This is a genomic window from Rhizobium sp. NFR07 (assembly GCF_900111905.1).
GTDB lineage: Bacteria > Pseudomonadota > Alphaproteobacteria > Rhizobiales > Rhizobiaceae > Neorhizobium.
On record NZ_FOKM01000011.1, the window covers coordinates 99197 to 122344 of the forward strand.

Sequence of the window (23148 nt, forward strand, 5' to 3'; positions counted from 1 at the left end):
GGCTTGAGGCAAAGCAACGCGTAAAAGAAAGATGACGCGCGCCTGCGTCGCGTTGTCCCATGATGGCGGCCTCCGTGAAGGCGCGCCGTGAGCGACAGGAATGCTAGGCCATGTCGGCAACAGACACAGTCATCATCGATGCAGTCCGTGACACGAAGCGCGAGCGCCGCGCCCGCAAGGCTGTGCGCATTTGGCTCGGTGTCGTCATCTTCACGCTCTTCTGTCTCGTCTTGGTCGGCGGCGCCACGCGGCTGACCGATTCCGGCCTGTCGATCACCGAATGGAAGCCGATCCACGGCGTCATCCCGCCGCTCAATGGCGCCGAATGGCAGGAGGAGTTCGAGCTCTACCAGCGCATTCCGCAGTATCAGCTCCTGAATAAGGGCATGACGGTCGACGAGTTCAAGCAAATCTTCTGGTGGGAATGGGCGCATCGCTTCCTCGCCCGCTCGATCGGTATCGTCTTCGCCCTGCCGCTCGCCTTCTTCTGGCTGACCGGCCGCATCGAGAAGCGTCTGCGCTGGCCGCTGGTCGGCACGCTGGCGCTCGGCGGCTTCCAGGGCTTCATTGGCTGGTGGATGGTGTCCTCCGGCCTCACCAAGCTCGTCAGCGTCTCGCAATACCGCCTTGCCACCCATCTCACCATTGCCTGTCTGATCTTTGCCGCCTGCGTCTGGATCATGCGTGGCCTGTCGCCCCATGCGAGTGACCGCCCGCCGACCGCAAAATCCCATTGGGCGGCCGGCGCGATTGCCTTCCTCGTCCTCTTCCAGATCTATCTCGGCGCATTGGTCGCCGGTCTCGATGCGGGCCTGAGCTACACGACATGGCCGATGATGGACGGTGCGCTCATCCCGAGTGACCTGTTCGTCCAGAACCCGTGGTGGATCAACCTGTTCGAAAACCCGAAGACCGTGCAGTTCGTCCACCGCTGCGGCGCCTATCTGCTCTGGACCGCGACATTCCTCCACATGATCATATCGCTGTCCAAGGCGCCGGACACGACCCATGCCCGTCGCGCCGTGCTGCTCTTCATCCTCGTCAGCGTACAGGCGGTGATCGGCATTTCGACGCTCGTCATGCAGGTGCCGCTCGATCTGGCGCTCGCCCATCAGGGCATGGCGCTGATCGTGCTTGGTTTCGCCATTGCCCATTTCCGGGCGTTCTTTGGCGAATATCCGCGCGAAACGGCGATCGAGGTCAGGAACTGAGCACGCGCTCGCTCAGGAGGGGAATTGCAGCCTTGGCGAAGGCCAAGCGTTCCATGGCGTTGCCTTGTCGGGAAATACGGTCGCCATCCTCCAGCGACCAGCATATCGACAATCCCGAATGGGCGATGGCGTAGCGCAGGACCTTTTCCTTGCTGCATCCGATCACCGGTGCGAACAGGCTTGCAAGCCGCAGGATCCTGCGCCGGTCGATGATCTCGGGAAATGCGCCCTCGGGATTTCCGAAGATATTCGCGACGTCATAGGCCGGATCCCCGACAACGCCCTGAGGGTCGATCGCAAGCCATCCGCGGCTGCCGCCGCTGACGATATTCTCGTGATGAAGATCTCCATGCAGGGGCCGGATGTCGGCTTGCGAAGACAGCAGGTTCTCGGCGATGGTGGCGCAGACGGTCAGCACGTCCGAGAGATCCGGCCGGTCCGCGCGCTCCACCCTGTCGAACAATGCTCGAAAATGCTGACGGAGCGGGACAAGAGTGGTTGGTGGCGAAAGCAGTGACGCGCTTTGCATCCTGCCCAGCAGCGCGACGATGACATCGTTTGCCACGTCCTCGCCATGTACCAGGCGATGTTCTTTGAGGGTGAGTTTGCCCGCATCTTCCAGCAGGCAGGCGGTCTCCGTGCGATCCAGCAATCGCACCATGCCCTGGCCCTGTTGCCAGTCGAGGAGATCGATGCCTGGAAGTTCGTGCAGGCCGCTAGGTTTCAGCCGCTTGGTGATCGCGTAAGTGCCATCGCGCCGCAGGACGCGATGGACGAGGCTGCTGCGCGTATCGGCAATCACCTCGGCGGAGAGTATGCCCCATCGCTCCGCGAGTTCGGCCGGGAGCGAGGAGGCGGGTGCCATGAGCGGAGCGCCCGGATCAGGCAGACAGCATCAGGTCCATGTTCTGGACGGCTGCGCCCGAGGCTCCCTTGCCGAGATTGTCGAGCAGCGCCACGAGATTGACATGCGAACCACCCGGCGTGCCGAACACGAAGAGTTTCATCTTGTCGGTGTCGACCAGTTCTTCGGCATCGACGCGTGGCAGCTTGGCGCTCTCTTCGAGCGGCACGACGGTGACGATGTCCTGGCCGGCATAATGCGCGACGAGGGCCGCATGGATGCTCTCGACAGTCGCGCCATCCTTCAGGTCCTCGATGAAGAGCGGCACCTGGACGATCATGCCCTGGGCAAAGCGTCCGACGGAAGGCGAAAACAGCGGTGCGCGGTCGAGCAGGCCGTGTTCCTTCATCTCCGGCACGTGTTTGTGCTTGAGCGTGAGGCCGTAAAGGAAGTTGTTGGCGGAGATCGCGTCATCGCGTGACAGATCTTCCATCTGACCGATCAGCTGCTTGCCGCCTCCGGTATAGCCGGAGACAGCATTGACCGAGACCGGATAGCCGTCGGGCAGGATGCCGGATGCGCGCAGCGGCCGGATGAGGCTGATCGCGCCGGTCGGATAGCAGCCCGGGTTGGCGACGTGGCGGGCGGACCTGATCTTGTCCGCCTGTGCCTTGTCCATCTCAGCAAAGCCATAGGCCCAGTCCGGTGCGACGCGATAGGCGGTTGACGTGTCGATGACGCGCACCTTGTTGTTGCCCGAGAGCATCGAGACCGCTTCCTTCGAAGCATCGTCCGGCAGGCAGAGGATGGCGATGTCGGCGCTGTTGAGCAGGTCCTCGCGCATCGCGGCATTGCGCCGCTCGGCTTCCGGGATAGACAGCAATTCCACGTCGCGGCGGCCGGCCATGCGGGTGCGGATCTGCAGTCCCGTGGTTCCGTGTTCACCGTCGATGAAAATCTTTGCCGTCATTGCTTTTATCCCATGTTTTCAGCGCTTTGGATTGGGCGCCTGAATCACTCTAGCAGCGTGTTGAATCAGATTTTTAACGAGCACCGGCGTCTCGTGCCAGTCGTTCGGCCTTCAGCCCGAGCATATACATTGCAACGGTCGCACCGGCAATGGCGGTGATATCGGCATGGTCATAGGCCGGCGCCACCTCGACGACGTCTGCGCCGCGGATATCTAGCTTCCCGAGCTTGCGCAACACCGACAGGATTTTGGCGCTCGACGGTCCGCCCGCGACCGGCGTGCCGGTGCCCGGTGCAAAGGCCGGGTCGAGGCAATCGATGTCGAAGGTGAGATAGACCGGTCGGTCGCCGACATGGTCGAGGATCGCGTCGGCGATCTGCTGCGCGGCCATCTCCTCGACCTCGTAGCCGTGCAGTATCCTGAGGCCGAAATCCTCCGGTGCGTGAGTGCGAATGCCGATCTGGATCGAGTGCGCGGCATCGATGACGCCCTCACGTACCGCGCGGGCGACGAAGGAACCGTGGTCGATGCGCTCGCCGTCGTCGTCCCAGGTATCCTGGTGGGCATCGAAATGCACGAGCGCCAGTGGACCATGCTTGGCGGCATGCGCCTTCAGCAGTGGCCAGGTGACGAAATGATCACCGCCGAGGGAGAGCAGGAAGGCACCCGAAGCGACGATTTTCGCGGCTTCCGCCTCGATAAGTCCCGGCGTCTTCTGGTGATCGCCGTAGTCGAGCAGAACGTCGCCATAATCGACGACCGCCATCTCTTCGAAAAGGTCGCGGGAAAAGGGATATTGTGGGTCATTGTCAAAGATCGCCGAGGCGCGGCGGATCGCCGGCGGCCCGAAGCGGGCGCCCGGCCGATTTGACACCGCCGCGTCGAAGGGAATGCCGAGCACGACGGCATCGGCGCCGTCGATTTCCTTGCTGTAGAGCCGCCGCATGAAGGAGAGAGCGCCCGCATAGGTCGGATCCGTTGCGGCACCGCGCACTGCTGTGGCGGTGAAAGCGTTGTCGATGGTCTTGCTCGCCATTCTATTCTCTACCCTACCTGTCGAACCCGTATGCTCTTTCTACCCGTGCGATCCGCACCTGATATTCCTCGTACCACCGTTCGCGCCCCAGCTTCTGCGCCGCCGCATGGGAAACGACGGCCTTCCAGGCGCGAATGCTGGCCTCGTTGGTCCAATAGGAATTGGTAATGCCGAAGCCGTCAATGCCGCGCGCGCTTTCGACGCCGAGAAAGCCGGGCTGTTCGCTGGCAAGCTGCACCATGGCGTCGGCCATCCCGTCATAACCATTGTCCCGTTCGGTGCGACAGGACGAGAAGGCGACGACGTAATAGGGTGGCTCGGGCAGTGACGCGAAGGGTGTTGCGGATGGCAGGGACATGGCGGGGCTATTCCTCAAGCGTGAAGAGCGTAGTTTGGCGCCGGGCGCGTGATGCGCAAATTCCAAATATTGATCGAAACGATCACCCAATAACACCGAAGTGACTGAACGCTTCGGTGTCTTTCGACTTTGCCAGAAAGCCGCCCCTCCCGCTGCCATTCTCCAGCCAGCCGAAAAGGATCGCTGTATGATGTTTGCTCCTGCTACAAGCCTGTCCCGCCGCAGCTTCATGGGTGGTGTCTGCGCCACGGCCGCCTTGGCGGCCACCCGTGGCTTTGCCCAGCAGTCGAACGAGGTCGTGCTCAGCGGCGGCCATATCGTCAGCATGGATCCGGACATCGGCGATCTGGAGCGTGGCGACATCCTCATTCGCGATGGTGCCATTGCCGAGATCGCGCCGTCCATATCCGGCGGCGCCCGCCGCATCGACATGGCCGGCAGGGTCGTCATGCCCGGCTTCGTCGATACCCATTGGCATATGTGGAATACAATCGCGCGCGGTCTGCCGCGGAGCCGGCTCGGGCCGTTCGGCAAGACGATGCCGGCGCTTGCCAAAGTCTGGACGCCGCAGGCGAGCGCGCTCTCCATCCGGCTGGCGGTCGCCGAAGCCGTGAATTCCGGCATCACGACAATCCACAACTGGGCCCATAATACCGCCGGCCTGGAATTCGCCGAAGCGGAACTCGAGGCGATGCGCGCATCCGGCCTTCGCGGACGGTTCTCCCATGGTTATCCGCAATTGCTAAAGCTCGGCGACCGAATGGACTTTGCCGCACTGGAGGACTTTCAGCGACGTCACTTCGGCGGCGAAGGGCAGGGGGCGGACATGATCGAGCTTGGACTCTGCACCCGCGAGCCGGATCGTTCGCAAGACGCGATATGGCGGGAAGAGTGGGAGATCGCCCGAAGACTCGGAATTCCCGTCACCACTCACATCGCCTCCGACCGCAAGGCAGCGGCAATGGGCAGCATCCGCAAGATGGCCGATTCCAACCTGCTCGGGCCGGATATACAGCTCATGCATGCCACGCACGCAAGTGACGAGGATCTGGCGCTGGTGAAGAAAGCGGGCTCGCCGGTCTCGATCAGCCCCTGGACGGAACTTGAGGTCGGCTATGGTGTGCCGCCGGCGGCACGGCTTGCCGCATCCGGCGTCGAAATGGGCCTGTCTGTCGACAACATGGTTCTGGCCGGCAATGCCGACATGTTTTCGGTGATGAAGCTGACGGCGGATCTGGCCGCTGGAAGCGCGGAAAAGCAGGCGGTGCTCCCCGACCGCAAGGTGCTGGAAAGGGCGATGATCTCCGGTGCCCGCACGCTTGGCCTGAATGATGTCACCGGATCGCTGAAGGTCGGCAAGCGGGCCGACATCATCGCGGCGCGCGCCGACGGCATCAACACGCGGCCGGCCGGAACGATTGACTTCATGCTCACCCATGCCGCCCAGCCTGCAAATGTCGATCTGGTCATGGTCGACGGCGAGATCCACAAGGAGAACAGCCGGCTGGCCAGGATCGACGGCGCCGCACTGACGGCGGAAGCCGACGAGATGATCGCCCACTTCTCCGAACAAGCCGGACTGACGGACGGATAAGGGGGTAAACGAAGAAAGGCGGAGCAAAAGCCCCGCCTTCCAAAAGTCCGTAGATCCTGAAACGATTAACGCTTCGAGAACTGGAACGAACGGCGGGCCTTGGCCTTACCGTACTTCTTACGCTCGACGACTCGGCTGTCGCGGGTCAGGAAGCCACCCTTCTTGAGGACTGGACGCAGGCCCGGCTCGAAGTAGGTGAGGGCCTTGGAGACGCCGTGACGAACAGCGCCGGCCTGACCGGAAAGGCCACCGCCGGTGACGGTCGCGATGATGTCGAACTGACCGGTGCGGGCAGCCGAAACCAGCGGCTGCTGCAGGATCATCTGCAGGACCGGACGGGCGAAGTATGCCGAGAAATCCTTGCCGTTGACGATGATCTTGCCGGAACCAGCCTTGACCCAGACGCGGGCGACGGCGTTCTTGCGCTTGCCGGTTGCGTAGGAGCGGCCCTGCGCATCGACCTTGCGGACGTGAACGGGTGCCTGGCCTTCAGCCGGCGCGAGGTCCTTCAAAGAGGAGAGATCGGCCATTATCAGGCGCTCCTTACGTTCTTGCTGTTCAGCGAAGCCACGTCGAGGGCGACCGGCTGCTGTGCTTCATGGGGATGGTTGGAGCCGGCGTAAACGCGCAAGTTCTTCATCTGACGACGGCCGAGCGGGCCGCGCGGAACCATGCGCTCGATGGCCTTCTCGAGAACGCGCTCGGGGAAGCGGCCTTCGATGATGGCGCGTGCGGTGCGTTCCTTGATGCCACCCGGGTAACCGGTGTGCCAGTAATACTTCTTGTCGGTGTACTTCTTGCCGGTGAGGACGCACTTTTCTGCGTTGATGATGATGACATTGTCACCGTCGTCGACGTGCGGGGTGTAAGTGGCCTTGTGCTTGCCGCGCAAGCGATTGGCAACGAGGGTGGCGAGGCGGCCGACAACGAGCCCTTCGGCGTCGATGATCACCCACTTCTTCTCCACCTCTGCAGGCTTCTGAACGAAGGTAGACATGATTTTCTCTTTCGTTTGGACCCGCGACCGGAAGGCGGAACCTGCCGGTGGGGCGTTTCTTGTTGCTTGAATTTGACCGGCCTTGGCCGTCCAAAAAGAAAGCGGGCCTTGGTAGGTCCGCAATCTGGCGCGGCTTATATCTTGGTGCTGGCCGAGGGTCAACACCGGCCGAAAGTGCAGCCCAAAAATAAAGCCAACAAATACAATGACTTGCATATATGGTAATTCTACACCACAATTTATCTGATCGTAAATTATTGGTCCGCGCGGCGGACGGCCGGAAAATGGATGCCCCGCACGGAGGAGATCCTCGCGATGTGAAGGCGCAACCGGTGCACCGTGCCAATGCTCTCGCTGGCGCATGCATTGGTTCCACCTGTACCAAAGTGGTACAACTTAAGATTTCACTCTATGTATGAGCAATTTCTCAGATATTGAGGCATAATATTGGCCAGCGTCATTGGCGCGGAAAGGGAAAATCTACTCGGATCGTCTCCTAAGAGAATGAAAATACATGATGTTCAGAGGGTGTGCTGTTTCCGATGGAGTGTCGGATAGTGCAAGATTCCACTATGAATTCCTAATATTAGAAAGTTATAATTAAATTATGAGCTGTAGCTAATATGCGTGGAACAAAAATGGAATGTTCCAGAAACAAATATACTGCTCAACATCGGCGCAGCTGAAGCAGGGAGGTAGTCCGCTGCCGCAGCATTTTGCGCGCTTCAATTCTGCCGGCGAACATTCAAACAGTGCTGGTCCTGCCGATGCCGGGCTCCTATCTAGCTACTCGAGCAGTGGCTTGAAGGGGAAGAAACCGTGAATCATGATCGCTACGATGACGATTACCTTGCTGATATCCTGAAGAAGACGCGAACGATCGCCCTGCTCGGCGCATCGCCGAAACCGGAGCGTCCAAGCTACGGCGTCATGCGATTTCTCCTTGCCAGGGGTTACACGGTCTATCCCGTCAATCCGGGGCAGGCAGGGAAGGAGATCCTCGGTCAGCGAACCTACGCCACGCTCGCCGATGTTCCGCAGCCGATCGACATGATCGACGTTTTCCGGGCGCCGGAATATCTGGATGGCGTCGTCGACGAGGCGCTTGCCCTTGAGAATCCGCCCAGGTTCATATGGGCGCAACTCGGCGTGCGTGATGACAAGGCGGCCGAGAAGGGTGAGGCAGGCGGTATCGAGTTCGTCATGAACCGCTGCCCGGCGATCGAATATCCACGCCTCATCGGCTGACACCGGCACGTTGCTTCTTTCTTTTCATCGAGAGCGACGCAATCGGTACGATATTGCTTGATCCCCGCAAGCGCTCACGCTTTTCTGCCGGCGCGATCAGAACAATCATATTTTGGGAGGGTGTCATGCCGCCATTCAATCCGGGCTTTTCCACGCTTGCGGTGCATGCCGGTGCGCAGCCGGACCCGACGACAGGTGCCCGCGCGACGCCTATCTACCAGACGACATCCTTCGTGTTCAACGATACCGATCATGCCGCTTCCCTCTTCGGCCTGCAGGAATTCGGCAATATCTATACCCGGATCATGAACCCAACCCAGGCGGTGCTCGAAGAGAGGGTGGCAGCGCTGGAGGGCGGCACGGCGGCACTAGCGGTGGCATCGGGCCATGCGGCGCAGATGTTGGTCTTTCACACGATTATGCAGCCGGGCGTCAATTTCGTGTCGGCCAGAAAGCTTTATGGCGGCTCCATCAACCAGTTCGGCCATGCCTTCAAGAATTTCAACTGGAATGTCCGCTGGGCCGATACGGATGATCCGGCAAGCTTTGAAGCCGCGATCGACGACCAGACACGGGCGATCTTCATCGAGAGCCTCGCCAATCCTGGCGGCACTTTCGTCGATATCTCGACGATCGCCGATGTGGCTCATCGGCACGGCCTGCCGCTGATCGTGGATAACACGATGGCAAGCCCCTATCTGCTGCGCCCGCTGGAACATGGCGCCGATATCGTCGTCCATTCCCTGACGAAATTCCTCGGCGGCCACGGCAACTCCTTGGGCGGGATCCTTGTCGACGGCGGTACCTTCGACTGGTCGAAATCCGGCAAATATCCGATGATTTCGGAGCCTCGCCCGGAATATGCGGGCGCCGTGCTGCACGAGAATTTCGGCAATATCGCCTTCGCCATCGCCGCGCGCACGCTCGGCCTGCGTGACCTCGGTCCGGCCATTTCGCCCTTTAATGCGTTCCTGATCCTGACGGGCATCGAGACGCTGCCGCTGCGGATGCAGAAACACTGCGACAATGCGCTTGCCGTCGCAAGGTGGCTGAAGCAGCACCCGAAGGTTGCCTGGGTCAGCTATGCTGGGCTGGATGACGACCCTAATCATCTCCTTCAGCAGCATTATTCGCCTAAGGGCGCCGGTTCGGTCTTCACCTTCGGCATCAGGGGGGGGGCGGGCAGTAGCTACGAGGCGGGCAAGACCTTCGTCGAGAGCCTGCAGCTTTTCTCCCACCTCGCCAATGTCGGCGATACCCGCTCGCTGGTCATCCACCCGGCTTCGACAACCCATCGCCAATTGACGGAGGAGCAGCAGGTCGCCGCCGGTGCTGGACCGGACGTCGTGCGCCTATCCGTCGGCATAGAGGATGTTACCGACATTATTGCCGATCTCGATCAGGCACTGGCGAAAGTGAACTGACGCTTCTATAGAGCGCGCTCATATAGTCATTCTTGCACTGCCGGCGATATCTGCTGGTCCTGGCGGCAAGCTGCAATTCGCCGCCGCGCGGGTTTGACCCGAAGCGAAATCAGAGAGAGGGCAGGGGCGTCCGTCGCTGCCTCGATGGAGAATACCCGTGAGCGAGCAGTCACTCCTTCGGCTGTCCATCGCCGTCACGGCCGCGGTTGCGGCATTCGGCATTATCGTCGGTCTCGTATCCGGCTCCTTCGCCATCGTCTTTGATGGCTTCTATTCCCTTACGGATGCCTTCATGACCGTTCTCGCTCTGCTGGTGGCAAGGCTTATCGCCACATCCGCGGAGCCGACCGCCAAGGGCAAGCTCATCGATCGTTTCAGCGTCGGCTTCTGGCATCTCGAGCCGATGGTGCTCGGTCTCAACGGCACGCTGCTGATGGGGGCTGCGGTCTACGCCTTCATAAATGCCGTCGGCAGTGTGCTCGATGGCGGGCGGGCGATCGATTTCGGACCGGCAATCGCCTTCGCGACGATCACGCTTCTGGTGTCGCTTTCGATGGGGATTTATTGCACGCGGGCGAACCGCGATATCAAATCCGGTTTTGTCGCGCTGGACGCCCAGGCCTGGCTGATGACAGCCGCCCTGACCTCGGCGCTGCTGGTCGCTTTCGTTTCCGGCTATGCCATTCACGGCACCACGCTGGAATGGCTCATGCCGTATATCGACCCGGCCGTGCTCGCGATCATCTGCCTTGTCATCATCCCGGTGCCGCTTGCCAATGTCCGGCAGGCGGTCGCAGACGTGCTGCTGGTGACGCCGGCTGAACTGAAGAACCATGTCGATGCGGTAGCGCAGGACATCGTCGAGCGGCACGGCTTTCTCTCCTACCGCGCCTATGTCGCCAAGGTCGGCCGAGGTCGCCAGATCGAGCTCTTCTTCATCGCGCCGGCCGACTGGCCCGCTCGGCATCTGTCGGAATGGGATGCCATCCGCGATGAGATTGGGGAGGCGATCGGCGGCGAGGGGCCGGACCGGTGGCTGACCATCGTCTTCACCAGCGATCCCGAATGGGCGGATTGAGGAAAGCGCCGCCGGGGTTGCTCCAGATTTATTCGTATTTTATTAAACATGTTTCTAATTGGCACAGGCTCGGTCGCAATCATTCCTCATCCTCGTGCGTTCATGCTCCGAACGCACAATAGGGAAATCGGGCATGAACAATTTCCGGCAGAAGACAGTCCTCGTCGTCGAAGATGAAGCACTTATCCGCTTTGCGGTCATGGACGCTCTCGAGGACGCTGGTTACGCGGTGATCGAGGCGTCGAGTGTGCTTGAGGCAATCGGCCAGCTCGGCCAGCACGAGGAGATCGATCTCCTGATTACGGATGTCGACATGCCGGGCGTTCTGAATGGCATCGATCTGGCGCGTATGGTGGCCGAATGTGCGCCGCGTATCAGTATCATCGTTTCTTCGGCACGCAGCGTGAAAGAGGACTTGCCGGCTTCCGTCTATTTCCTGCCGAAGCCATGTTCCGCTGCCGGACTGCTCTCGACTGTCGGCACTATGCTGAAGGCGAGGGGGCACGCCGACGGCGAAATTCGCCGCCAGCGCGCTTGATCGGCCAAGGCCGTAAAGCTCCGAGCGCCCTTGCCGTCTTCGCGGGACAAGGGCGCCCGGTGGTCAGGCGCGCATTTCGGCGGGCTCGGCCTTCGACTGGCCGGCCGTGCTGATCCGCACCTTGTCGATATTGCGGCCATCGAGTGCGACGACCTCGTAGGTGAGATCGCCGAAGGTGACCGTCTCACCCTGCTGCGGCAGGTGGCCGAGCCGCCATAGAATGAGGCCGGCGAGCGTCGAATACCGGTCGGCATCGTCCACGAGATCGCTATCGAGCAGCCTGGACACATGGCGGATGTCGATCCAGCCATCCACCAGAAGCGAGCCATCTTCGCCACGCTCGACGGTCAGCTGCTCCTCGTCGTCATCGGCAAATTCGCCGGCGATGGCTTCGAGCAGGTCCGTCGCCGTCACCATGCCTTCCACCGAGCCGTATTCGTCGAGGATGATCGCCACCTGCAGCGGCGACTGGCGCAGCTGTTCGAGCAGGCGCAGCGCATTGACGCTTTCATGCACGACCAGCGGCTGGCGCAGCGAGCGGTCGAAATCGACCTTGCCTGTCTCGATGAAGTCGCGCAGCAGGTCCTTTGCCAGTGCCACGCCGAGGAATTCGTCGAGGCTGCCGCGTGCGATCGGGAAGCGGGAATGGCCCGATTCAAGCACCTTGCGGCGAAGCTCCTCGTCGCTATCCTCGATGTCCAGCCAGTCGATGTCGAGGCGATGCGTCATCACCGACTTGGCGGGACGGTCGGCAAGCGTCAGCACGCTTTCGATCATCTCGTGCTCGACAGGCGTGAACAGCTCGTTTTCCGAGGCCCGTTCTGCGATCACGTCGGCGGTCTCGCCAAGCGAAGCCTCGCTGCGGCGGCTGCCGAGGAGAGACAGGACGGCGCTCGCCGTCCGCTCCCTCAGGTCGCCGGTTGTCAGAACGCGCTCGCGGTTGCGCCGCGCGATCTGGTTGAAGGCCTCGATCAGCACCGAGAAGCCGATCGCCGCATAGAGATAGGCCTTCGGAATATGGAAGCCGAGGCCTTCTACGATCAGCGAGAAGCCGATCATCATCAGGAAGCCGAGGCACAGGATGACCACGGTCGGGTGCTTCGACACGAAGGCCATCAGCGGTTTCGAGCATAGGAGCATGACGCCGACGGCGACGATGACGGCGATCATCATGACAGAGAGATGCTGAACCATGCCGACGGCGGTGATGACGCTGTCGAGCGAGAACACGGCGTCGAGGACGACGATCTGCACCAGAACCTGCCAGAAGACGGCATGTTCGATCTTGCCTTCCTTGTGGCCGGCATGGCCTTCGAGGCGCTCGTGCAGTTCCATCGTTCCCTTGAACAGCAGGAACACGCCGCCGAACAGAAGGATCAGGTCGCGGCCGGAGATTTCGATGCCGAGAACGGTGAAAAGCGGCGCCGTCAGCGTCACGATCCAGGCGACGGAGGCGAGCAGGGCGAGGCGCATGACAAGCGCGAGGCTGAGGCCGATCAGGCGGGCTCTTTCGCGCTGATGTTCCGGCAGTTTGTCTGCCAGGATCGCGATGAAGACGAGATTGTCGATGCCGAGAACGATTTCGAGCACGATCAGGGTGGCGAGCCCGGCCCAGGCGGCCGGATCGGACATCCATTCAAATATCATGGTGATATGCGGCCAACCGTCGCCGGAGGCCATTCCTTCTGTGATTGAAAGGGAAAACAAAAAATGCCGCCCCAGGACGGGGACGGCAGCAGACGAAGCTCAAGTGCGATGGCGTGAACAGGCGTCCCTCGCTTGTCGCGGGGCGCGGTCATCTCTCGACCATGAAGGAAGAACGTCCGGTTCGAGATCGACGTCGAAAGCAACCGACGCGTCGAGCCGGACACACGCAATCGGGTGTCCATGGGCGCAGACTATAGTAATTGCGTTGTGAAATGCATCCTCTCCGGGTAAATTTTGGGGGAGGAAATATTCTGGCTGCCCGGACGCAGCCAGGAGTTGTGATTGATGCTCGATACGTCTCAGGCGCCGAAGCCGCCGTCGATCGTATGCATCGCACCAGTGATGAAGCCTGCTTCCGGGCCGGCGAGATAGGCCGCGAGACCAGCGATTTCCTCGGGCTTGCCGTGACGCTTCAGGGCCATGAAACCGTGCATGGTTTCCTTCATCGGGCCATCCTTCGGGTTCATGTCCGTATCGGTCGGACCGGGCTGGATGACGTTGACCGTGATGTTGCGGTCGCCGAAATCGCGGGCAAGGCCACGCGCCATGCCCTGCACGGCCGATTTCGTCAGCGCATAGGCGGCACCGCCGGCAAAGGGCATGCGGTCGCCATTGACCGAACCAACGATGATGATGCGTCCGCCTTCCGGCATGTTGCGGGCTGCCTCGATCGAGGCGTGGTAAGGCGCGCGGACGTTGATGTCGATCATCCGATCAATCGCGTTAGGCTCGATTTCAAGCGGATTTCCGAGGGCAAGCGTGCCGGCATTGGCGACGAGAACGTCGAGTGGCCCAGCCGCCTTGACGGTGGCGATCGTCTCTGTCCGGTCCGCAGCGTCGGACTTGACTGCCTTTGCGCCGGTCTCGGCGGCAAGCGCTTCGGCCGCATCCTTCGATCCGGCATAAGTGAACGTCACCATAGCGCCATCTGCGGCGAAGCGACGGACCAGCGAGGCGCCGATGCCGCGACTGCCGCCCAGAATCAACACGTTCTTTCCATGAAAGTCTGTCATTATCTTGGTTCCCGTATCTCGCGGTTGAGATTCAATGTAGTGATGATTACATAAATAACCGAGCCAAGGTCGTCAAGGGATTTTGTAATGAATGATACAAAAATAGTTGGGAAGCGCGGGCGCCCGCGCGCATTCGACCGTGACGAGGCGCTCGCAAAGGCGCAGACGCTGTTTCACGCAAGAGGATATGATGCGTTGAGCGTCGCCGATCTGACCGAGGCGATCGGCATCAATCCACCCAGTTTCTACGCCGCTTTCGGCAGCAAGGTACAGCTCTATGACGAGGCGCTCGGCCGCTATGTCGAAAATGACGGATTGGACCTGGTCTCGATATTGGCGCCCGGCACGCCGCTTGCCGTCGGCGTGGCAAACCTGCTGCGCTATGCGGCGGAGGCCTATACGAGCGGTGGACCTTGCGGCTGCATGGTGATCGAGGGCGCGCGCGGGATCGCAGACTCCGAAGCAAACAGCAGGGCTCGTGCCCGGCTCGATGAAAGCCGTGCCTCCATTCATAAGAGGATCGCGCTGTTGGACCCGGCGAATGCCGATCTCGCCACCGACTATGCGATGACATCGATGGCCGGCCTTTCTGCCAGTGCCCGCAATGGAATGCCGGCCGCCCGGCTGCAGCTGATGGCCTCAATTGCGGCCGACGGTTTTTCTGCCCGCCTCGAGCGAGGGATTTGATGCGGCGGAAGCTTTGGAAAAAGGAAATGGCAATGCAGACATGGACCACATTCGATCTTTCAGGCGTCGAGCCGGAAGAGGGGGCTCCCGCAGAAGACAGGCTGATCTCGGGCAATCCCACCTTTCGCAGCTGGAATGTGGAAGAGGCGGAAGGCGGCATCTATGCCGGCATATGGGAGGCGACGCCTGGCAAATGGCGGATCGTCTATGACGAGTGGGAATATTTCCACGTCCTGAGCGGCCGTTCGATCGTGACCGAGGATGGCGGCGATGCAAGGGAGCTTGTTGCCGGTGACCGCATGATTCTGCGACCCGGCTTCCGGGGCACATGGGAAGTCTTAGAGACGACGCGCAAGGACTATGTCATCCGCCTGCCCATAGGATGAAGCAGGCGGCGTAAAATCGGATGTTTCTAGCCAGAGACATTGCGGAAAGCCCGGCGAATTCCGGTGACGAGATGAAATCGAGCTTGCGTTGAAACTCCGACGCCCGCTCCTTGCCGAAGGTCTCGTCAAAACGGGCCTGCGCCACCCGCCAGCGGGCGGTATGCTCGGCCTACGCGGGGAGATCGATCTCCTGATCACTGCCATCGAGCGCGACGATTTCACTGGAGAGGTCGCTCAAGGTGACCGTCTCGCCCTTGCTGCGGCAGCTGGCCCAGGTCTCAAAACGTGTTTTTTCCTGAGTTCTGTCAGGCGAATCGATGGTCAAGGACATGAGCCCATGGTGAGCCGACCCTCTCGGGTTGCTGCATCGGAAAAGAGGGTACGAGGCCCTGGCTGCCACCGGCTGTTGCGAACGCAACGACGACCCCTCATTCATTCTGCATTGACGACTGGGCTACGCCTACATCTCGGGCAGTCCATCTGCATCTGCGGGCCGGTCGCGTTGTAAACCGATGGGAAGTCAAAAGGTTCGACGAACTTCATCTTCGCTTCTATACGTTCTTGTAATAGCGATTTCCGATCGGTGAGCGAAGGTCCAGGTAGGCTCGGTAGTGTTGGCTTCACCTAAAAGAGCGCGAGGGTGAGAGGCTGAACCACAGAGCCTAATTTGTGGCTAGTCTTTGCGTCGGAAGGGACGGCGGTCGGTTTACAATGCCGGTGCCGCTGATGCCGTATTAGCGAGAGGGAATTCCTCTTTCGTGGGAATGTTCGCACTCGGCAGATAGAGAGGGAGGGGGCAGGGGAAATGTGGGGATCATTGCGACACGGACAATCCGGATCGGGTGAAAGTCGAAAATTCTTAATCGGCCTAGGCCGAGGTGCTGCCGGTGCATTGCTCTTCGGCGTTCCAATGCTGATGACAATGGAGCTATGGGAACTCGGATTTTATATGGAGCGATACCGCCTACTGCTTCTTCTGCTTGTCAATATCCCGCTCCTTGTTTTCCTTGCTGACCGCGTCGGGTTCGAGCGGACTACCACACTGACCGAAGCTTGCCGGGATGCGAATATCGCCTTCGGCTTGGCGATCCTTATGAGCGCGGGCATCCTTTCCCTGTTCGGTAATATTAAGTTTGGGATGCCCGTCTCCGAAATTGCAGGAAAAATTGCGATACAAGCGGTTCCAGCAAGTATTGGAGCGCTTCTCGGTCGATCTCAGCTTGGGGGCTCTTCTGACGATCAAGGTGATGATGGAAAGAGCCGTTCTGATGACGGCAAGCAATCTGCGCAGAGCGAGAACGGTGACGCGGTTCCGGATAGGCTCTCGACGAGCTACAGCCAAGAGTTGCTACTTATGGCCGTAGGCGCGCTGTTTTTAAACCTCAACGTCGCGCCGACCGAAGAAATCGTGCTGATTTCCTTTAAAATGACCGCCTGGCATACGCTCATCGCGATCATGATCACCATTGGGATCATGCACGCGTTCGTTTACGTTGTCGCGTTCAAAGGCACCCATGAACTGCCAGCTGGCACGCCGTGGTGGCATGCGTTCTTCCGCTTCACCTTGCCCGGCTACCTCGTCGCACTAGCGGTAAGCCTTTTTGTGCTATGGACCTTCGGTAGGGTGGACGCTGTCGCTCCGACACAAGCGTTAATGTTCGTGATTGTCTTGTCCTTTCCTGGAGCGATCGGTGCAGCGGCCGCTCGCCTTATTCTCTAAGGGTTCCCATGACTGACATCTCCCGTCGACCACATTCCGAGAAAGAGGTTCCGCATTGGGTGGAATGGGCTGTGGGCATCGTTTCCGCTATACTAATCGCCCTAATTATCGGATGGGTTGGGTTTGACGCCCTCACGGAAAAGGATCAGTCGCCGGCATTCAAAACAGTCATCACCAGGCAAGAACCAATCGAAGGCGGGTTTCGGGTCGAGTTCGATATTGAAAATTCATCCAACCGCACTGCGGCGGCGGTCGTGGTTCGTGGAGAGGTACGTGACGGAGATCGCGTGATCGAAGCCGCAGAAGCCACCATCGATTATGTTCCGCGCCAATCCAAGGCTTCAGGGGCGATCATCTTCTTTTCTAATCCTGATCAGAGACAGGTTCGCATTCGCAGCGTCGCGTATAGCGATCCGTAACCTGCACGGTGGCTAGTCGGACGCGGCGTTAGTTTTCGGAAAGGTGGAGCCAGATCTCTCTAGTCAGCGTCGTCCCGGAAGACGCGGGCGAATTCCGGTGACGAGATCAACGCAAGTGTGCGGCGAAGCTCTGCCGCCTTCTCCTTGCCGAAAGCCTTGTCGAACCGGGCCTGCGCCACCTGCCAGCGAGCGGTAAGCTCAGCCTGCTTGACGAAACCCTTGTCCGTGAGCCTGACCCGCTTGACCCGCCGGTCGTTCTCGTCCGGCACGATCTCAATCCAGCCGTCGCGCTGCAGCGGCTTAAGTGTGTGCCCAAGCGCCGAGAGATCCATCACCATCAACTCTGCGAGATTCTTCAACGTCGGCTCGACCGAAAAGCGGATCTGCGACAGGAGTGAAAACTGGGTACCTTTGAGCCCGGTATCGCCCATCGCGTCATCATAGAGCTGGCCAAGCTGCCGCGCGGCGCGGCGCATTGCGCTGCTGTTGCAGTAAGCCCAGATGCTGGTCTTATCGTCCTTTGTCATTGTTTTCATCTCCGAGCCGCTGACTGCGCGCGCAACAAATAATCCTGGCCGGGGCTCTTGTATCGGAAAATCGTGTCCAGCATATTTAGTGGCATATGCCAGTAAATTCTAGCCGCGACGGAGGTGGCGCCTGGCATCTGACACATCGATCCAATGCAAGGAGAGCTACGATGACGACGAATGAAGAACTTGGTACGGCCCTGGTGACAGGCGCATCCTCGGGTATCGGAGCAACCTATGCCGAGCGATTGGCCGCCCGCGGCTATGATCTTGTTCTCGTTGCGCGCGATGCCGCACGCCTGACGGCCCTGGCCGAGAAACTTGCCGCCGCCTACGGGATCAAGGCAAGCATCCTCACCGCCGACCTCTCGCTGAAGGAGGATACGGCCAAGGTGGAGGAACGCCTGCGCGGTGACGCGACGATCACTCTCCTCGTCAACAATGCAGGCATTGGGCCGGCCGGTCCATTGCTCACCGCCGATCCGGACTATCTGGAGCGGATGGTCGAAATCAATGTCGGCGCGGCCAATCGCCTGGCGGTTGCCGCGGCGCAGGCCTTTGCGGCCAGGGGACGGGGAGCGATCGTCAACATCGCCTCCGCCGTTGCGATGGCGGCTCAGTATTTTCATGGCACCTATGCGGGCAGCAAGGCATTTGTGCTGGCCCTGACGGAATCGCTCGCAACCGAACTCAAGGATAGCGGCGTGAGGATGCAGGCGGTGCTTCCCGGCTATACCCGCACCGAGATCTTCGATCGTGTCGGCGGTTCGATGGACAAGCTTGATCCGAACTCCGTTATGGAAGTCGGCGATCTTGTCGACGCAGCGCTGGTGGGGTTCGATCGCGGAGAGCTTGTGACAATGCCATCGCTGGCCGACGTCACGCTCTATCAGAACTTTGATCTGGCGCGGAATGCGCTGCGTCCGAACCTGTCGCTCAGCAAGCCTGCTCCGCGATACGGGGTCTGATGATTGCCCCTCATCAACGCAGGGTGATTTGCGCCTTATCGCAGGGCTGCGGCCAGCAACGGTGCCGCAAGCACGTTGACGAGGCCGACAAGAACCATCACTAGGCCGGCGACCGAACCTTCCTCGGCGCCGATCTGGTTGGCCTTGGCGACGCCCGCGCCATGGGCGCCCATGCCGAACAATGCGCCGCGGGCGAGCGAGGATTTGAGCGGCAGGACGCGCAGGAGGTTTTCACCCATGACCGCGCCGAGCACGCCCGTCACGACGACGAAGAGGGCCGTCAGGTCCGGCACGCCGCCGATATGTTCCGAAATCGCCATGGCAAAGGGAGAGCTGACCGAACGGGGCAGCAGGCTGAGGCGAAGCGTGCCGTCGATGGAGAGCAGGCTCGCCAACGCCCAGGCGGTGACGATCGCCGTACCGCTGCCAACGACCATGCCGAACGCCAGCACCGGCCAGTAGCGCAGGATCATCGCCCGCTGCTCGTAGATCGGGATGGCGAAGGCGACGGTGACGGGGCCGAGGACCGCCATCAGCCAGCGGGTAGCGCCGATATATTCGCTATAGGTGGTGTGCAGAGAGAGTGCGATGACAGCGAGCAAGACCGGTGTCAGCACCAGCGGCGATGTCCAGAGCGACGGCCAGCGCCTGTAGAGGCGCTTGGAGAGGAAGTAGATTGCGATCGTTGCGGCTGACCAGAAGACGGTGATCAGAACCGTCTCAAGCGAGGGCACGGCGGGTCTCCAGCCGGAGCATGACCCGGTAGCCGAAATCGACGGCAAGCGCCGTCACGCACATCACCATGAAGGTTCCGGCCAGGATGACGGCAAGCACCTTGAGCCCGGTCGGGCCGAGAAATTCACCATGGTCAAGGACCGCGAGCACGGCAGGAACGAAGAACAGAAGCATGTCGGCAAGAAGCACATAGGCGCCGCGACGCATGGTCTGCAGGCGGATCGTGCCGGTCATGAGCAGGCAGAGCAGGCCGAAAAGACCAAGCACGCTGCCGGGGATCGGCAGGCCGGTACTGCGGGAGACGGCCTCGCCAGCGAGCCACAGCAGCACGATCAGCGCCACCTGGGCGAGGCGGCTGCGATGCAGGCTCTTGTGCAGGAGAATGGAGGCCTTGCGCTTGGTCACGGACGGATCGATCCTTAGCTCGACGATCCTCCCTGTCACGAACTATACGATACTCTTACGCCCAAGCAATTGATCTTGCTGCATGAGAGCCATGTGTTTTCAATGTAACACAGCGCTGAACGAGCATCCCGGCGAGGGCCCGAACGGCCTCACCAGCCAAGGTCCAGACGCTCCAGCCCGTGGAAATGATAGACGTCCTTGACCCGCGGCGTCTCCATCATTCGCAGGCCCGGAAGGCGGCGAAAGAGCATCGGCAGCACGATATTGAGTTCCAGCCGAGCAAGCGGCGCGCCGATGCAGAAATGGATGCCGGCGCCGAAGGAAAGGTTTGCTCCCTCCTGCCGGTCGGGCCTGAATGTCAGCGGATCGGAAAACTTTTTCGGATCTAGGTTAGCGGCGGCAAGAATGAGGCTCACCTTGTCGCCCCGTTCTAGCGCGACGCCGTCAATCTCCACATCTTCCAGCGCCCAGCGCTGGAAGATGTGGACCGGCGCGCAGATGCGCAGCGTCTCTTCCAAGGTTCGTTCGGTCGCCGCCTCGTCGCAGAAAAGATTGGCCGGATCGACACCGCTTTCCAGGATCACCCGCACCGAATTACCTATCTGGTGGACGGTCGCCTCATGGCCGGCATTGAGCAGCACGATCGTGGTGGAAACCAACTCGTCATCGGTGAGATATTGGCCCTTATGCTCCGTATGGATCATGTGGGTCAGAAGATCTTCGGTCGGGTTCTGCCGACGCTCGGCGATCAGCGTCTTCACGTAGTCGGCGAACTCCTTCGCCGCACGCTCGGCGGCGTATTCGTCTTCCTTTGAACGTTTGAACATGTACATGCCGACATAGACGTGAGACCACTTCAAAAGCTGCGGCCCCATCTCGTCGGGAATGCCGATCATCCGCGCGATCATCGTCACCGGGATGATATCGGCGAAGGCCGACAGAAGCTCGACCTTGCCTTCCTTCTCGAAACCGTCGATCAGCCGCTCGGCCAGATCCGCGATCTCCGGCCGCATCCGTTCGATGTGGCGGGACACGAAGGCGCGGTTGACGAGGGTCCTCAACCGCGTGTGTTCCGGCGGCTCTATCTCCAGGAGCGAATGGCGCTCGGCACGATCGAAATTCACAAGATGCGCTTCCGGCTCCGGCAGGGCGAGTTCGTCGCGGCTCGCCACATGCAGGATCTGGCGCCCAAACCGTCGGTCTCGCAAAAGGGCGTTCACATGGTCATAGCCGGTAAAGAACCACTGCCGCTGCTCTTCCCAGTAGAAGGTGGGACAATGCTGATGCAGGGCCGCATAGACCCGGTTCGGATCCCCATAGAACGCCGGATTGCGTCCGTCGAGCGATACGCGGCGGGTTTCGGGATCGATGCGAAGGAAGTTCGGAAGCGCTGTCATGGACCGATGCGTAGCGCGATTTCCAGGCGCTGCGCAATCGGCTTCGACAACTGTCTCACTCTCCCACGGCGATACCTTCACGGCGCGGATCGGCACTGCCCACAAGCCCGCTTTCGGTGATCTCGATCGCATGCAGACCGGAATTCATTTCGCCCGGCTTCACCGCATAGCCGAGTGCCTTCAGTGGCTCGGCGAATTTTTCCGCGGTCGTTCCCTTCTCGATGTCATAGGTGCCGAAGCGGTTGATCAGATGCGGCTGGGCGACGACCTGTTCGACCGGCATGCCCCAGTCGATATAGGCGATCAGAGCCTGAGCCACATAGCCGATGATCTGGCTGCCGCCCGGCGAGCCGATGGCGAGAAGCGGCTTGCCGTCCTTCATAACGATCGTCGGCGCCATGGAAGAGCGTGGCCTTTTGCCCGGCTCGACGCGGTTGGCGATCGGCAGGCCCTTGTCATGGGTCTTGAAGGAGAAATCGGTCAGCTCGTTGTTGAGCAGAAAGCCGTTCGCCATCAGCTGCGACCCAAAGCCGTTTTCGATCGTCGTCGTCATTGAGACGACATTGCCTTCTCTGTCGACAATCACGAAATGGCTGGTCGAAGGCAGTTCGATCGCTGCATCGCGGCCGAGCAGCATCGCATGATCCCATTCCGGCTCGCCGGCCGTCGCGGCATCCTTGGCAAGCGCCTTGCCGCCATCGAGCAGCTTTGCGCGCTCACCGAGATAGGATTTGTCGAGTAGCCCCTTGATCGGCAGTGGCTGGAAGTCGGTGTCGGCGACGTAGCGCTCACGGTCTGCAAAAGCGAGACGCTGCGCATCGCCGATGATCCGCCAGCTTTCGACCTTGTCGGGGCCGAGGCTCTTGAGGTCGAAATTCTCCGTTACGCCAAGCATCTGGCCGATCGCGATGCCGCCGGAGGAGGGAGGTCCCATGCCGCAGACGTCAAGCGCCCGGTAGGAGAAGCAGACGGGCTCGCGCTGCTCAATATTGTAGGTCGCAAGATCGACCATCGAAAGCACGCCGGGATTATCGCGCGCGCCGCGCACGGTCCTGACGATATTTTCCCCGATCGGGCCGCGATAGAAGGCGTCCGAGCCGCCCGTGGCGATTGCCGTCAGCGTCTCGGCATAATCCGGGTTCTTGAGCACCGTTCCCGCCTTCAAGGGTGCGCCGGACTGGTCGTAGAAATAGGCCCGCGGTCCCTCATGCTTTTTCAGGCTGTCGCCCGCCGCTGCGATCAGGGAGGCGAGGCGGGGTGAAACCTCGAAACCGTCCGTCGCCAGTTTTTTCGCGGGACGAAACAGGTCGGCCCACTCCGCCTTGCCAAAGCGCCGGTGGACTTCCTCCATCAGGCGGACCGTCCCCGGTGTGCCGACCGAGCGGCCGCCGACCACGGCATCCATGAATTTCAGCGGCTGGCCCTGCGCGTCGAGGAAAAGCTTCGGCGTCGCCGCCATCGGCGCCTTTTCGCGCCCGTCGAATGTGGTCAGTCGCTTGGAAGCCGCATCATAGTAGACGAGGAACGCGCCGCCGCCGAGACCGGAGCTTTGCGGTTCGACGAGGCCGAGAACGGTCTGGATCGCGACCATGGCATCTATCGCATTACCGCCCTTGGCGATCACGTCACGCCCGGCCTCGGCTGCCAGCGGATTAGCCGCCGCCACCATGAAATCCTTGGCCTCGACGCGCTTTGCCGTCGTCGTACCGGTTGCCCGTTCGGGCGCGTTCGTGTCGGATGCCTGCTGCGACCAGCTCGCGGGGGCAACGCTCGCCGCTAAGCCGGTGCCGATGATCGCCGAGGCGATGATCCTGCCGAATGTCTTGGTCCGCATGGTCTTCCCTCCAATTTCCTCGAGAGAATTTGGGCCCTGGACGCCGACAGGC

The 23148-nt window shown here is 60.8% G+C and carries 25 protein-coding genes; 11 read left to right on the forward strand and 14 right to left on the reverse strand.

Annotated elements, in window-relative coordinates:
• Positions 1–110: 110 nt before the first annotated feature.
• A complete protein-coding gene (locus BM216_RS21910; RefSeq protein ID WP_093001347.1) occupies positions 111–1211 on the forward strand; it encodes a COX15/CtaA family protein in 1101 nt (366 codons plus the stop codon).
• Here BM216_RS21910 and BM216_RS21915 read toward each other — a convergent pair.
• From BM216_RS21915 to BM216_RS21930, 4 genes are all read right to left on the reverse strand, one after another.
• Positions 1201–2076, reverse strand: a complete 876-nt coding sequence (locus BM216_RS21915) for an aminoglycoside phosphotransferase family protein (protein ID WP_093001348.1) — start codon at positions 2074–2076, stop codon at positions 1201–1203. The two genes, BM216_RS21910 and BM216_RS21915, sit on opposite strands and share 11 nt — an antisense overlap.
• Before the next feature lie 16 nt (positions 2077–2092).
• A complete protein-coding gene (gene argC, locus BM216_RS21920) occupies positions 2093–3025 on the reverse strand; it encodes an N-acetyl-gamma-glutamyl-phosphate reductase (RefSeq protein WP_093001349.1) in 933 nt (310 codons plus the stop codon).
• 73 nt (positions 3026–3098) lie between these two features.
• Positions 3099–4061, reverse strand: coding sequence for an agmatinase (gene speB, locus BM216_RS21925; RefSeq protein WP_093001350.1), 963 nt, complete (start codon positions 4059–4061; stop codon positions 3099–3101).
• 13 nt (positions 4062–4074) lie between these two features.
• Complete coding sequence (locus BM216_RS21930) at positions 4075–4419, reverse strand: antibiotic biosynthesis monooxygenase family protein (protein WP_093001351.1); 345 nt, start codon at positions 4417–4419, stop codon at positions 4075–4077.
• Between the two features lie 187 nt (positions 4420–4606).
• Here BM216_RS21930 and BM216_RS21935 point away from each other — a divergent pair, with 187 nt between their 5' ends.
• A complete protein-coding gene (locus BM216_RS21935) occupies positions 4607–6013 on the forward strand; it encodes an amidohydrolase family protein (RefSeq protein ID WP_093001352.1) in 1407 nt (468 codons plus the stop codon).
• 65 nt (positions 6014–6078) lie between these two features.
• On the opposite strand, the gene rpsI is transcribed toward BM216_RS21935, so the two are convergent.
• Both rpsI and rplM read right to left on the reverse strand, forming a co-directional pair.
• Positions 6079–6543: a 30S ribosomal protein S9 gene (gene rpsI / locus BM216_RS21940; RefSeq protein WP_093001353.1), complete on the reverse strand. Its 465-nt coding sequence runs from the start codon at positions 6541–6543 to the stop codon at positions 6079–6081.
• Between the two features lie 2 nt (positions 6544–6545).
• Positions 6546–7010: a 50S ribosomal protein L13 gene (gene rplM, locus BM216_RS21945; RefSeq protein ID WP_093001354.1), complete on the reverse strand. Its 465-nt coding sequence runs from the start codon at positions 7008–7010 to the stop codon at positions 6546–6548.
• Positions 7011–7829: 819 nt separating this feature from the next.
• On the opposite strand from rplM, the gene BM216_RS21950 reads away from it, so the two are divergent.
• The 4 genes from BM216_RS21950 to BM216_RS21965 all read left to right on the forward strand — a co-directional run bounded on the left by BM216_RS21950 (position 7830) and on the right by BM216_RS21965 (position 11298).
• Positions 7830–8258: a CoA-binding protein gene (locus BM216_RS21950; protein WP_093001355.1), complete on the forward strand. Its 429-nt coding sequence runs from the start codon at positions 7830–7832 to the stop codon at positions 8256–8258.
• A 125-nt stretch (positions 8259–8383) separates the two neighbouring features.
• Positions 8384–9682, forward strand: coding sequence for an O-acetylhomoserine aminocarboxypropyltransferase (locus BM216_RS21955; protein WP_093001356.1), 1299 nt, complete (start codon positions 8384–8386; stop codon positions 9680–9682).
• 157 nt (positions 9683–9839) lie between these two features.
• Positions 9840–10760 carry a cation diffusion facilitator family transporter gene (locus BM216_RS21960; protein ID WP_093001357.1) on the forward strand — a complete coding sequence of 307 codons (921 nt, stop codon included), beginning with the start codon at positions 9840–9842 and terminating at the stop codon, positions 10758–10760.
• Between the two features lie 133 nt (positions 10761–10893).
• Positions 10894–11298, forward strand: coding sequence for a response regulator (locus tag BM216_RS21965; RefSeq protein ID WP_093001358.1), 405 nt, complete (start codon positions 10894–10896; stop codon positions 11296–11298).
• Positions 11299–11361: 63 nt separating this feature from the next.
• Here BM216_RS21965 and BM216_RS21970 read toward each other — a convergent pair whose 3' ends face one another.
• Together BM216_RS21970 and bdcA are read right to left on the reverse strand one after the other, a co-directional pair.
• Positions 11362–12945: a TerC family protein gene (locus BM216_RS21970; RefSeq protein ID WP_093001455.1), complete on the reverse strand. Its 1584-nt coding sequence runs from the start codon at positions 12943–12945 to the stop codon at positions 11362–11364.
• 359 nt (positions 12946–13304) lie between these two features.
• Positions 13305–14018, reverse strand: a complete 714-nt coding sequence (gene bdcA, locus BM216_RS21975) for an SDR family oxidoreductase (protein WP_093001359.1) — start codon at positions 14016–14018, stop codon at positions 13305–13307.
• 87 nt (positions 14019–14105) lie between these two features.
• Between bdcA and BM216_RS21980 the strand changes: the two genes are divergently transcribed.
• On the forward strand, positions 14106–14705 hold the full coding sequence (locus BM216_RS21980) for a TetR/AcrR family transcriptional regulator (RefSeq protein ID WP_093001360.1): 600 nt from the start codon (positions 14106–14108) through the stop codon (positions 14703–14705).
• A gap of 32 nt (positions 14706–14737) precedes the next feature.
• Positions 14738–15091 (forward strand): cupin domain-containing protein, encoded by a 354-nt coding sequence (locus tag BM216_RS21985; RefSeq protein WP_093001456.1) that lies wholly within the window; start codon positions 14738–14740, stop codon positions 15089–15091.
• A gap of 169 nt (positions 15092–15260) precedes the next feature.
• Here the strand turns inward: BM216_RS21985 and BM216_RS34085 are convergent, their stop codons facing one another.
• Positions 15261–15416, reverse strand: a complete 156-nt coding sequence (locus BM216_RS34085; protein ID WP_177230864.1) for a hypothetical protein — start codon at positions 15414–15416, stop codon at positions 15261–15263.
• A 480-nt stretch (positions 15417–15896) separates the two neighbouring features.
• Here BM216_RS34085 and BM216_RS21990 point away from each other — a divergent pair, with 480 nt between their 5' ends.
• Entirely contained in the window at positions 15897–16811 is a 915-nt protein-coding gene (locus BM216_RS21990) for a TIGR02587 family membrane protein (RefSeq protein WP_093001361.1), read from the forward strand.
• 8 nt (positions 16812–16819) lie between these two features.
• A complete protein-coding gene (locus BM216_RS21995) occupies positions 16820–17230 on the forward strand; it encodes a TIGR02588 family protein (protein ID WP_093001362.1) in 411 nt (136 codons plus the stop codon).
• Positions 17231–17289: 59 nt separating this feature from the next.
• On the opposite strand, the gene BM216_RS22000 is transcribed toward BM216_RS21995, so the two are convergent.
• Positions 17290–17757 carry a MarR family winged helix-turn-helix transcriptional regulator gene (locus tag BM216_RS22000; RefSeq protein ID WP_093001363.1) on the reverse strand — a complete coding sequence of 156 codons (468 nt, stop codon included), beginning with the start codon at positions 17755–17757 and terminating at the stop codon, positions 17290–17292.
• Between the two features lie 170 nt (positions 17758–17927).
• On the opposite strand from BM216_RS22000, the gene BM216_RS22005 reads away from it, so the two are divergent.
• Complete coding sequence (locus BM216_RS22005) at positions 17928–18725, forward strand: SDR family NAD(P)-dependent oxidoreductase (protein ID WP_093001364.1); 798 nt, start codon at positions 17928–17930, stop codon at positions 18723–18725.
• Positions 18726–18760: 35 nt separating this feature from the next.
• On the opposite strand, the gene BM216_RS22010 is transcribed toward BM216_RS22005, so the two are convergent.
• The 4 genes from BM216_RS22010 to ggt all read right to left on the reverse strand — a co-directional run bounded on the left by BM216_RS22010 (position 18761) and on the right by ggt (position 23096).
• Complete coding sequence (locus BM216_RS22010) at positions 18761–19459, reverse strand: LrgB family protein (RefSeq protein WP_093001365.1); 699 nt, start codon at positions 19457–19459, stop codon at positions 18761–18763.
• Positions 19446–19865, reverse strand: coding sequence for a CidA/LrgA family protein (locus tag BM216_RS22015; protein ID WP_093001366.1), 420 nt, complete (start codon positions 19863–19865; stop codon positions 19446–19448). Before BM216_RS22015 ends, BM216_RS22010 begins: the two co-directional genes overlap by 14 nt.
• 149 nt (positions 19866–20014) lie before the next feature.
• Positions 20015–21262: a cytochrome P450 gene (locus tag BM216_RS22020; RefSeq protein ID WP_093001367.1), complete on the reverse strand. Its 1248-nt coding sequence runs from the start codon at positions 21260–21262 to the stop codon at positions 20015–20017.
• Between the two features lie 55 nt (positions 21263–21317).
• The gene (gene ggt, locus BM216_RS22025; protein WP_093001368.1) at positions 21318–23096 is read right to left on the reverse strand and encodes a gamma-glutamyltransferase; all 1779 of its coding nucleotides are present in this window, start codon (positions 23094–23096) and stop codon (positions 21318–21320) included.
• Between the last annotated feature and the right edge of the window lie 52 nt (positions 23097–23148).